This is a genomic window from Deefgea piscis, assembly GCF_019665785.1.
In the GTDB taxonomy this organism is placed as follows: domain Bacteria; phylum Pseudomonadota; class Gammaproteobacteria; order Burkholderiales; family Chitinibacteraceae; genus Deefgea.
In genome coordinates, this window is the sequence record NZ_CP081149.1 from 1,392,246 (window position 1) to 1,404,271 (window position 12,026).

The following is a 12,026-nucleotide window of genomic DNA, read 5'->3' on the forward strand; positions in this document are numbered from 1 at the left end:
AACCCGTCTAAGCGCACCGAGTGAGGAGAGAGACAAACAGCTATATCGTTTGGCTCACGACGATCGAGGGCACAGCGGAGCTGGGCGAGATCAAAATCGCCTTTCTTTTCCCCCAACTCTTTGGCGGACAAAGAGTTGGGGTCCCCGTCGCGGACTGCGACTGTAAAATAATGTGCCGCAGGCACTTAAAACCATCAATACCAAATCTGAACATGGTCACTAAATGGCAAAGATATGGCGAGTCTGGTTGTGTTTTTGCTTGATGTTTGAAATCTGAAATCTGGAGTTTTGTATGTTGTTACACATCCCCGCAGTACTTGATTTGGCAACCGTCAAAGCCTGCCGTGAACGGCTAGATCAAGCCGATTGGTTGGACGGGCGAATTACCGCTGGTAGCCAGTCGGCCAAAGTCAAAAACAATCAGCAATTGGCCAATGATGAAGCCAATGCGGTGGCAGTGCGGGCGGTGATTTTGGCGGCGCTGGCTAAAAATGATTTGTTTTTTTCTGCCGCTTTACCCAAGCGAATTTTTCCGCCGTTATTTAATCGTTACGGCCAAGGTATGGGTTTTGGTATGCACGTTGATAATGCCATGCGCCGCATTACCGACACCGGTGAATGGGTGCGTTCGGACTTATCGGCAACGTTGTTTTTTTCTGACCCAGATGAATACGATGGCGGTGAATTGGTGATTGAAGACACCTACGGCGTGCACGAAGTCAAACTTGCAGCAGGCGATATGGTGTTGTATCCATCGAGTAGTTTGCACCGCGTTGAACCAATTACTCGAGGCCATCGCGTGGCGTCGTTTATGTGGCTGCAAAGCATGATTAAAGACGGTGCTGAGCGCGGCTTACTCTTTGATTTGGATCGTAATATTCGCCAGTTACGCCAAGATATGGGCGACACCGAAACGGCGATTTCAATGACCGGGATTTACCATAATTTGCTACGAAAATGGGGTGACATTTAAAAATACCACGCTAAACGGTCGCATTTGCATTGAATTTTTTGGCTTTAGCCGCATCTATACAAATTATTTACAATTTGGATTGATTCATGGAAGTGTTCATGCTGCTGGGGCTGATTTTGCTAAACGGCCTATTTGCAATGTCGGAGTTGGCCTTGGTTAGCTCACGCAAAGCGCGGCTGAGTAAAATGGCAGAAGCGGGAAACAAAGGCGCAGCAGCGGCTTTAAAGCTGGCCGATGAACCGACTAAATTCATGTCTACGGTGCAAATTGGCATTACCTCGATTGGGGTTTTAAGCGGTATTGTTGGTGAATCGGTGCTGGCCGAACCATTTGCCGAGTGGTTGATCCAATCGGGCATGCGCCCTGAGCTGAGTACCACTATCGCCACTGTGCTGGTGGTGATGTCGGTGACTTATTTTTCGATTGTGTTTGGTGAATTAGTCCCCAAACGTCTTGGACAAATCAGTCCAGAAAAAATTGCTTGCTTAATCGCCCGGCCGATTCAGTTTTTAGCTTTGATTTCCCGCCCCTTTGTGCACTTACTTACGGGTTCAACCAAAGGCGTACTGAGCTTACTGGGTGCCGATCAAGATACCCAACAAAGCGTCACGCAAGATGAAATCGATGCCGTGTTGCACGAAGGCTCAGCGGCCGGTTTAATCGAAGAGCATGAGCACACCATGATGAAAAATGTGCTGCGTTTAGACGATAGAAAAGTGGCGTCCTTGATGGTGCCACGCTCAGAAATGGTTGTGCTCGATTTAGATGACTCGGTCGCAGAAAACATGGCGATTGTGTCTGAAGCGCGTTATTCACGCTTTCCGGTGTGCCAAGATGGGCTTGATAATTTGCTCGGAATTTTAAGTGCCAAAGACATTTTGCAAAAAATGCTCAAAGGCGAATCGATTGATTTATCCAGCAATTTGCAGCCTTGCGTGTTTGTGCCAGAAACGTTAAGCGGCCTAGAGTTACTCGACCAAATGCGTACTTCCGGCGTTGAAATGGTCTTTTTGATCGATGAATACGGCGAAGTGCAAGGCTTGGTGACGTTGCAAGACGTACTTGAAGTCTTAACCGGCGAATTCACTACCGAGGATAGTGACGACGCATGGGCGGTGCAGCGGGTGGATGGTTCGTGGTTACTCGATGGCTTGATTCCGATTCCTGAGCTTAAAGATCGCTTGGCCTTGCCGACGGTACCGGATGAAGAAAAAGGCAGTTATCACACCTTAAGTGGTTTGGTGATGCTGCTGTTGGGGCAAATGCCAAGAACCGGTGATATTGCGCAATGGGAAAACTGGCAGTTTGAAGTGGTCGATATGGATGGTCGCCGCATCGATAAAATCCTCGCCACCGAAAAACCAGCAACGCCGATTGACGAGATGAGTAGAAATAGTGATGGCTAGGGTATCGCTATGTTTAACTTGTAGGTCAAAACCTGCATAGATATACATACTTTTTTTTGCGATGTTCAAATTACGTGTTGATGATTTTAAGTGCCTGCGGCACATTGTTTTACAGTCGCAGTCCGCGACGGGGACCCTCTTTCTTTGACTCGCCAAAGAAAGAGGGGGAAAGAAAGGCGCCCCGAGCGCGCCCAGCTCCGCTGTGCCCTCGATTGTCGTGAGCCAAACGATAAAACCGTTTGTCTCTCTCCTCACTCGGTGCGCTTGAACGGGATTTTAAGCCCCAGCTCGACGAGCGCGGCACAGCATCAACACCAAATCTGAATATTACCTTTTTTTGCCTAGTTTGAAGTGCAGCATTTAAATGCTGCAGCATGAGTTGGTCAACGATGAATGCCGTTACGTAATTTACGTAACGGCTTTTTTGTCGCTGTAATCGGGGCAATTCATGGCTTGGTTTTGCCGTTGGCAAAGCTAAACCGCGATGTTTTTCGGTCAGTGTTGCCCTCACTTGGTATCATGCACGACATATTCTTTGATTAAGGCCTGCTATGCCCTTTAGCGTTTTGGGTTTATCGCCCGCTCTGACCCTTGCTGCCAGCAAAAAAAAATTCCTTCAGCCTACGCCGATTCAAGCCGCCGCCATTCCGGCGATTTTACGTGGTGAGGACGTGCTGGCGCAGGCGGCGACCGGATCGGGTAAAACCGCGGCTTTTGCTTTGCCTTTATTGCAATTGGTGCAAGGCGCTGGGCGTAAGGTGTTGATTTTGGTGCCAACGCGTGAGTTGGCGATGCAGGTGGGGCAAGAAATCAAATCGCTAGTACAAACGCTGGCTAAGCCCATTAAAGTGGTGGCGGTGTTTGGTGGTGTATCGATCAATCCACAAATGATGCAATTGCGTGGTCGGGCGGATGTGTTGGTGGCCACGCCGGGGCGCTTGCTCGATTTGATCGGACAAAATGCCATTAAGCCCGAAGTCTTTACCACGCTGGTGCTCGATGAAGCCGATCGCTTGCTGGATATGGGTTTTAGCGAAGAAATCAATCGTATTTTGGCTTTGCTACCTAGTCCTAGACAAAATTTATTATTCTCGGCAACGTTTCCAAGCAATGTCAATGCGCTGGCCGATGCCATTTTGCAGCAGCCCACACGCATTATTATTGAAAACAACGATGAAAATCGCCCGGATATTTTGCAACGTGCGATTGTGGTGGATGAGGCACGCCGTGCGGATTTATTGGTGCAGTTGATTTTAGATAGTGGCGATGCGCGCGCTTTGGTGTTTGTTGCGTCGAAAAATATCGCCGAACAATTGGCGCGCTATTTAGCCAGCGCAGGGATTAAAGCCGCGCCGTTTCATGGTGAGTTTAGCCAAGGTCGGCGTAGCCAAGTTTTGGCCGAATTTAAATCCAGTAATTTACAAGTGGTGGTGGCGACCGATTTAGCTGGGCGCGGGATTGATATTGACGACTTGCCTTGCGTGATTAATTTTGACTTACCGCGCTCGCCGGCCGATTACACGCACCGCATTGGCCGCACTGCGCGCGCGGGTGGCAGTGGGGTGGCGATTAGCTTAGTCACGCCGCATAGTGAAGCGCATTTCAGATTGCTGGAAAAACGGCTTGAAATGCGCATTGCACGCGAGCAAATCGATGGCTTTATTGCGCAAGAGCAGGCCGTTGCTGGTTCGGGTGAGGGCGGTATTAAAGGCGCTCGAATGAGTAAAAAAGATAAATTACGTGCCGCAGCTGCCAGAGCTCAGCAAGAAGGACATGAGCCAGATTCAAACTGACAGCAAGGCGATAGGGATTTTCAGGCTGAAGGTAAACCACCGATAGTCCAATTAAGTCGCGCCGTTGAGCGCTATTTAGCCCGATTTCAAATCAGTAGGCGCTATAGCTAAAGCCGGATGAATCGATATAGGAGTAGGACGATGAAAACTCTCTTAATGCTGGCCTTGGCGTTTACTTTTGCGATGAGCGCCGTACATGCTGGTGATATGAATCACATGGGACTTTCGGGCGCTGAGCAAGCCGATCTAGCAAGCAAGTATGCTGGTTCACAGGGAAAATAATGGCGCTACGGCTCATTTAAATGCATCGCGTCTTAAATTAACAACAGGGCATCTTCGGATGCCCTTTTTTTATTGATGCTGCTTGCGGTAAGGCGTCAGCTTACGGCATAAGGCTGCGCGGCTAAGAGGTCGATTTCATATAGAACAAATTATTGTATGTCATATAAAATTGATTTGGCCGTGATAAAACTTCAATACATCTAGACGACGATGCTGACTTTTCTAAGGAGAAGTCATGAGTTTCGATCGTCGTCAGTTTTTAAAATATGCCAGCGCCAGCGGCGCATTGGCCGCTTTGCCTTTGAGCGTGCAACGCGCTTTAGCCGCCGGAACCAGTAGCGGTAGTTTGTCTTCGGTGGCACATGTGGTGATTTTGAGTCAGGAAAACCGCTCATTTGATCATTATTTAGGCACGCTGAACGGCGTGCGCGGCTTTAATGATCCACACCCATTACGCCAACCCGATGGCAGTAGCGTTTTTGCGCAAAAAAATGCCAATAATCAGTCAATTTGGCCGTTTCGCCTCAATAGCAAAACCAGCAATGGCCAGTGCATGGTCGATGTCACGCATGATTGGGTTTCTGGCCGTAATGCATTTAATGGCGGGCAAATGAATCAGTGGATTGCCAATAAAGGCAATTATGCGATGGGTTATTACCAGCGCGAAGACATTCCCTTCCATCACGCTTTATCCGATGTCTTTACCACGTGTGATCATTTTTTTTGCGCAAGCAATACCAGTACCAATCCCAATCGCTTATTTCTAATGAGTGGTAGTAACGGTCAAGGGCTGTGGTCGGCTGGCGCGGTAATGGACAATAGCGAAACAATTCCATTCACGTGGACTACCTATGCCGAGCGGCTGCAAGCTGCCGGTGTCAGCTGGAAAATGTATCAAGAGCAAGACAATTATGACGACAATGCCTTAGCGTGGTTTACTAAATTTAAAACTGCACTGCCCAGTTCACCCTTGTATTTAAATGGGATGGTCAAGCGTAGCCGCGATGCATTTGCGCAGGATGTGGCCAACAATGCTTTGCCAGCGGTGAGCTGGATTATTGCTCCGGCAGCGCTGTCTGAGCACCCAGCCCATGCACCAAACGCTGGCGCTAATTACGCCAAGATTTTTTTAGATGCACTAGCGAGCAATCCTGCTGTATGGGAAAAAACAGTTTTTATTTATACCTATGACGAAAACGGCGGGATTTTTGATCACGTTGTGCCGCCCACTGCGCCGATTGGCACGGCCAATGAATGGAAAAATGGCTTTCCGCTGGGCTTAGGCCACCGCATGCCAACGTGGCTGATTTCACCGTGGAGTATCGGCGGTTATGTTTATAGCCAAACGTGTGATTTAACGTCGACGATTCGCTTTTTAGAAAAATTCACTGGCGTGCAAGAACCGAATATCAGTGCGTGGCGGCGCAGTGTATGCGCAGATTTAATGGATGGTTTTGACTTTACGGCCAGCCCTTATGCCTATCCAACGGGTTTACCCGATACCGCAATTTTGGCCAGTGATGCCGCTTTTGCCTGTAGCAGTTTGCCGGCCGCACAACCGAATGGAGAAACAGGGGCGCCGATCAGCTCGGCTGGTGGCTCGCGGCCATTACGACCGGTGGCGGTGCAAGTGAATGTCGATGCCGTGGTGGATACGGCGAGTAAAAAAATTACGCTGCAAATGAGTAATAGCGGGGCGCAAGCAGCCGCTTTTGATATTCATGGTTATCAAAGTTTGGTGTTTAATCCGATATTTGTCACCGTGCCGAGTAACGGCGCGCAAAATCAAATCATTGATGGTGCCGCCGCCACTGCTGGGCAGTTTGATTTGGCGATTCATGGCCCAAATAGTTTTTATCGGCGCTTTGCCGGTAGTTTATTGCCCAATGCTTGGCAAAATGGCGCTTATCCGCAAATCAGCATGCTGCCCAATTTAAATGGGGGTTTTATCACGCTGCAGGTGCAAAACCGCGCACCCGCGGTGTTAACGCTGTATGTCGATGACTATCTAACTGGGCAGCGCAGCCAGCAAGTGATTGGCGCAAATGCCAGCGCCAGCTGGACGATTTCGACGCTGAATAATTGGTATGACGTGATGATTTTGCTTGCCAATGATAGTAGCGGCCGGTTTATTTATGAATACTGCGGTCATATCGAAGGCGGTATCAGCCAAACTTATCCGGGCCGTTTGCCGATTGCAGGCATCACCACGCCTACGCCAACTCCGGCACCCACGCCCACGCCGCCGCTGCAAGCGCCATTTACCGCCGCCATACTTAGCCAAGTGAGTCATTATTATCAATTTGAAAACACACTCAATGACGAGATCGGTAGTGCGGCGTTAACGTCAGTTGGTACTGTAGGGTATAGCGCTGGCGCCAAGTATTTATCTGCCTTGCAGCTTGATGCCACTAAGGGTAGTGCTGCATTTATGCCTTTTGATCCGAGTGCCGCTGATTTTACCTTAGGTTTTTGGGTCAAAATGCCAAGCAATATGGGCGCCAATATGTGCAGTGTTGTCGCCAATAAAGACTGGGCATCGGGCAAAAATGCCGGTATTTCCATTGGCCATTCGGGCGATGGCCGCTTTAAATTTAATATCGGCGACGGAACCAATCGCGCCGATACGTATTTAGGAATGGTAACTGGCGCTTGGGTGTATGTCGCGATTGTGTTGGAGCCAGCGCAAAAACGCATGCGCTGTTATGCCAGCAATGCCGCCGGTTTGATTGGCGAAAGTGTGCTGTCGTATGCCAATGTGACGGGAAAAATCGTGCCAAGTTATCAACGCTGGGCGCTCAACGAAGATGCCCGTGGTGATTACTACAAACGCTACCCGAAAGAAAAATTTGTTTTGGCTTTTGACGATGTAGCCGTGTGGAATCGTGCATTACCAGCTAGCGAAATTCGCGCCATTGCCGCGGCCAATCAGCCATTGCAAACGCTGCGTAGTGTGAGCATGAACGCAAAAACGCTCAGTTGCGCTAGCCCTTGGCAAAGCCAAGTGAGTTATCCAGCGGGTAGTGTTGTCACCGATCAGGGGCGGCAATATCAAGCCAAGTGGCTCAGCCAAGGCGAGCGGCCAAGCCGCAATGCAGGTAGTGCCATGCCGTGGCAAGATTTGGGCGCTTGTCAGTAATGGCCTATTCATCGCTTGGACTGGATTGACTGAATTGGATTGACTGAGTCGGATTGTTGCATGAAACAAGGGCCGCATTTGCGGCCCTTGTTGTTAGGAATGCGTCATCGCTTTGGCATTCACCCAAGTATCAAATTGCTCAGCAGTTAACAGGCCTAAATCCAGCGCAGCTTGTTTTAAAGTGCAGTTTTGTTTCAGAGCATATTTGGCGATTTCGGCCGATTGATCGTAGCCCAAATGCGGGCTTAGCGCGGTAACCAGCATTAAGGATTGCTCAAGCAGTGCGGCAATATGCTCGCGCTCTGCAGCGATGCCGACAATACAATGCGTCGTTAGGCTAGCCATGCCGTCGCGTAATAGGCGCAGACTTTGCAAAAAATTATAGGCAATTAAGGGTTTAAAGACATTGAGTTCAAAATTGCCTGACGCCGCCCCGATGCTGATGGCGACATCATTGCCCAATACTTGGCAGCACAGCATCGTCATCGCTTCGCACTGGGTAGGATTGACTTTGCCGGGCATGATTGAGCTGCCCGGTTCGTTTTCAGGTAGGCGTAATTCGCCCAAGCCACAGCGCGGGCCAGAGGCTAACCAACGAATATCATTGGCGATTTTAATTAAGGCCGTGGCCAAGGTTTTCATCGCACCATGCGCGCTAACCATCGCATCGTGCCCAGCTAAAGCGGCAAATTTATTACTCGCGCATTCAAAAGGTAAACCCGTTTGCAAGGCTAATTCGGCGGCAACGCGAGCGCCAAACTGTGGATGGGTATTGAGGCCCGTGCCGACGGCCGTGCCGCCAACGGCCAATTGGCATAAAGATGGCAAACTGAGTTTGAGCATGTGTTCGGCGTGCTCCAGTTGACTATACCAGCCGGATATTTCTTGCCCGAGCGTGATCGGGGTTGCATCTTGTAAATGCGTGCGGCCGATTTTGATAATGTCGGCAAACTCAGCCGCTTTGCTGTGAAGGCTGTCAATCAGGCGGCTTAAACTGGGCAGTAATTCATTGTGAATCCCTTGCGCGGCGGCAACGTGCATCGCGGTGGGGAAAATATCATTACTCGATTGCCCAAGATTCACGTCGTCATTGGGGTGCAATAAGCGCGCTGCACCGCGCGAGCCACCGAGTAATTCAGATGCTCGATTGGCGAGCACTTCATTCATATTCATATTGCTTTGCGTGCCTGAGCCTGTTTGCCAGACCAAAAGGGGAAACGCCGCTGCATGTTGCCCAGCGAGCACTTCATCGGCAGCGGCAATAATCGCGTTGGCCTTATTGGCATCGAGCAAACCCAGCGCTTGATTACTTGCCGCACAGGCGCGTTTAACCCGCGCTAAAGCCTGCATTAATTCAGTCGGCATCGCCTCGGTTGAGATATGAAAATGCAGCAAAGAGCGCTGCGTTTGCGCGCCCCATAATGCCGACTCTGGCACTTCAATGGCGCCAAACGAATCAGTTTCGATGCGGTAATTGCTCATGATCTTGCCCTGTGACGAGTCGATCATTTGGTATAGCGCAAGCGAGCCAGCGCTGCCGTGCGAGTGCTGAATTGGCGCTACTGTGGTGTGTAAATTAATCAATCAGATGGTGTTGTATTACATGTTTTTAAATCTTCTTTAAAGCTGTTTTCATGCTTGCACGATGCTTATCGTGATGTTTTTATGGTGATTTTTTTTGAGGTTAAAGCGCAGTGGTTAACACATTGCCTTACTAATTGGGCTCACTTTGACTTGGCATTATGTCACTACGGCTCGACTGTTAAAAATTGATACCTGTCAATTTTTAGCCTTTGGGCTTGCCTTACTATCGCTAGCATTCGGAAACGATACCGTTGGGTATGCTTTAAGCAAAGGAAAATAATGTCCACAAATCAGGATCATGCCAGCGCAACGCCGCCAGCGGATGAGTTAGGCCCTAGTCGTAGTGGAGTAAGAATTGCAGTGACCAGTGGGATTGTCGCTGCGATTGTCATTTTTATCGCGCAATTTATTATTGGCAAACAAGAAATCGATGTCGGCATCGCTAAATTACCGATCTTGCCGATGTTGTTTGCAGTGATGATTGGCATGGGTTTATCAGTCAATTGGACTAAGCAAAAAGTTAAAGCTTGGGGCCAGATTTTTACTGAAAAAGAAGAAAACTTCTGCTCCAAAATGGTCGGTATTTGCCTCTTGGTACTTGGTACCCAATACGCAGGCATGATTATTCCGAATCTGGACATTATCGTTACCGCCGGTATTCCTTTGGTGATGCAAGAATTAGGCAATTTATTACCGATTTTTATCGCGATTCCATTGGCGGTGAAGTTTGGTTTTGGCCGTAAAGCCATCGGCGCTTGCTCGTCAATTAGCCGCGAGCCGTCTATTGCGGTGATTCAAGGCCGATTTGGTACGGGTAGTCCTGAGTATGTTGGCGTGCTGGCGATTTATCTCTGTGGCTCAGTGGTTGGTACCTTATGGTTCAGTATTTTGGGTAGTTTAGGTCCATTGACCGGCTTAAATCCATTGGCCTTGGCGGCTGGTGCTGGTGTGGGCAGTGGCTCAATGCTCAGCGCTGCTTCGGGGGCATTAATTAATGGCTTAGAGCCGCAACTCGCGCAACAAGTGCTCAGTATCGCAGCCGCATCCAATTTATTGTCATCGGTGTTGGGGGCTTTGTCGTTGACCTACCTTGGTATTCCGCTGGCTGAGTTTATGTATAAATTTTGTAATAAAAAGGCGGGCTAAATTCAATGAAAGCCATCTTAATTGATATGAAATTGGTGTTCTTGGCGATTATCTTAGCCATGTTTACCCAGCTCCTGACGACAGGAACGCCGATTGTTGACATGCTGCATAGCTTTTTAGCGATGTCGATCGTGGTGTTTTTATCACTGGTTGCCAAACAGTTTATTCCATCGTCCCTACCGACTTTTGCCTACGCCACTTTGATCGGGATTGCGATTTGCCTGCCCGATACACTGGTTCGTGCTTACTTTTTAGAGTCGATTGGTAAAGTGTCGTTTTTGTCTTGCTGTGTTCCTTTACTGGCTTTTGCTGGTTTGTCGGTCGGTGGCCAGATGGAAGAATTGAAAAAAATGTCGTGGAAAGTCATTGTGATTTTCTTGATTGTTTCAACGAGCTGCTTCTTTGGCGCATCCTTGGTGGCGCAAATCGGCTTCCAAATGAAAGGAATTATCTAAATGAACACGTTGAATGCTTTTCAATTGAACGCCAAATTGCGTGAGTTGCACGACTTTAGTATTCAAACGCGGCGCCACTTGCATCAAATTCCTGAATTATCCGGTCAAGAGCATAAAACCACGCAGTTCTGCCAAGACTTGATGCGTGAAGTGGGTTACCAGATCACGACGTATCCCGGTTTTACTGGATTTATTGCTGATTTAGAAATCAATCCCGACGCGCGCCGCGTGGCATTTCGTGCCGATATGGATGCCTTGGCGATGGATGATCTAACCGACAATGCGTACAGCTCAACGCATGCCGGCTGCGCACACAATTGTGGTCATGATACGCATATGACGATTGCGCTGACTGCCGCGCGCTATCTGGCTTTGCACCGTGAAGAATTAAAGCACAATGTGCGTTTTGTCTTCCAAATGGCCGAAGAAGACATGCGCGTTCCGGGCGCGGATAAAATGGTTGAATTGGGCTGTATGGATGGCGTTGACGAAGTGTATGCGCTGCATAACGACGCTTCACGCGAATGCGGTACGGTGTTGATTAATGCTGGTGTGATGTCGTCATATGGTTCGGCTTGGACTTTGGAGGTGCAAGGCATTTCGGCGCATGGCTCAACACCAGAAAAAGGCTTGGATGCGATTCGCGAAACCGCCAGAATCGTCATGGACTTTGACTACATTGTCGCCAAAAAAACCAGCCCATTTAGCCCTGCCGTCTTTGGCTGCGGTATGTTTCATGGCGGCACGATTCCTAATGCCGTTGCCGATCATGCCCAAGCGCGCGGCACAATTCGCGCCATGGATGCCAATACCGATCAAATCTTAAAAAATAGTTTTGATGGCATTGTTAAAGAAAGCACCTTGCGTGGTTTTGTTACCAGCATGGATTACTGCGGTTACCCTGCAGTGATTAACCATCAAGATGCGTATCAACGGGTGGTTAGCGCAGCCAAAGCCATTATTCCTGCTGAGCTACTGCAAGCCGATTGCAAGCCAATGACCGGCAGCGAAGACTTTAGCCTGATGGTGAACGCCGCCCGCGAGCAACGCGGTGCGATGTTCTTTTTAGGTAGCGGTAATAGCAGCAAAGGCATCAATAACTATTTGCACGCGAACCCGTATTTTGTCGATGATGACTTTATGCTGGTTGGTGCTCAAATCTTTATTCATCTGGCTACGCATTAAGTATTGCTCCCTAGATCAATCAAAAAAAGCCCTGCAGCTTAATACCTGCAGGGCTTTTTGTTG

Annotated in this window: 9 protein-coding genes; 8 read left to right on the top strand and 1 reads right to left on the bottom strand. The window is 49.1% G+C overall.

What is annotated here, in order from left to right:
• Positions 1–292: 292 nt before the first annotated feature.
• The 5 genes from K4H25_RS06505 (at position 293) to K4H25_RS06525 (ending at position 7,593) form a co-directional block, all read left to right on the top strand.
• Positions 293–973, top strand: a complete 681-nt coding sequence (locus K4H25_RS06505) for a Fe2+-dependent dioxygenase (RefSeq protein ID WP_221022531.1) — start codon at positions 293–295, stop codon at positions 971–973.
• An 86-nt stretch (positions 974–1,059) separates the two neighbouring features.
• Positions 1,060–2,379, top strand: a complete 1,320-nt coding sequence (locus tag K4H25_RS06510; protein WP_221022532.1) for a hemolysin family protein — start codon at positions 1,060–1,062, stop codon at positions 2,377–2,379.
• Between the two features lie 551 nt (positions 2,380–2,930).
• On the top strand, positions 2,931–4,172 hold the full coding sequence (locus K4H25_RS06515; RefSeq protein WP_221022533.1) for a DEAD/DEAH box helicase: 1,242 nt from the start codon (positions 2,931–2,933) through the stop codon (positions 4,170–4,172).
• Positions 4,173–4,313: 141 nt separating this feature from the next.
• On the top strand, positions 4,314–4,454 hold the full coding sequence (locus K4H25_RS06520) for a hypothetical protein (RefSeq protein ID WP_221022534.1): 141 nt from the start codon (positions 4,314–4,316) through the stop codon (positions 4,452–4,454).
• Between the two features lie 235 nt (positions 4,455–4,689).
• Positions 4,690–7,593 carry a phosphocholine-specific phospholipase C gene (locus K4H25_RS06525; RefSeq protein ID WP_221022535.1) on the top strand — a complete coding sequence of 968 codons (2,904 nt, stop codon included), beginning with the start codon at positions 4,690–4,692 and terminating at the stop codon, positions 7,591–7,593.
• A gap of 93 nt (positions 7,594–7,686) precedes the next feature.
• Here K4H25_RS06525 and fumC read toward each other — a convergent pair whose 3' ends face one another.
• Positions 7,687–9,075 (bottom strand): class II fumarate hydratase, encoded by a 1,389-nt coding sequence (gene fumC, locus K4H25_RS06530; protein ID WP_221022536.1) that lies wholly within the window; start codon positions 9,073–9,075, stop codon positions 7,687–7,689.
• Between the two features lie 381 nt (positions 9,076–9,456).
• Between fumC and K4H25_RS06535 the strand changes: the two genes are divergently transcribed.
• The 3 genes from K4H25_RS06535 to K4H25_RS06545 are packed head-to-tail and all read left to right on the top strand — an operon-like array spanning position 9,457 to position 11,963.
• Positions 9,457–10,323: a DUF3100 domain-containing protein gene (locus tag K4H25_RS06535; RefSeq protein ID WP_221022537.1), complete on the top strand. Its 867-nt coding sequence runs from the start codon at positions 9,457–9,459 to the stop codon at positions 10,321–10,323.
• Positions 10,324–10,328: 5 nt separating this feature from the next.
• Entirely contained in the window at positions 10,329–10,778 is a 450-nt protein-coding gene (locus tag K4H25_RS06540) for a hypothetical protein (RefSeq protein ID WP_221022538.1), read from the top strand.
• Complete coding sequence (locus K4H25_RS06545) at positions 10,779–11,963, top strand: M20 metallopeptidase family protein (RefSeq protein ID WP_221022539.1); 1,185 nt, start codon at positions 10,779–10,781, stop codon at positions 11,961–11,963.
• The last annotated feature ends 63 nt before the right edge of the window (positions 11,964–12,026 follow it).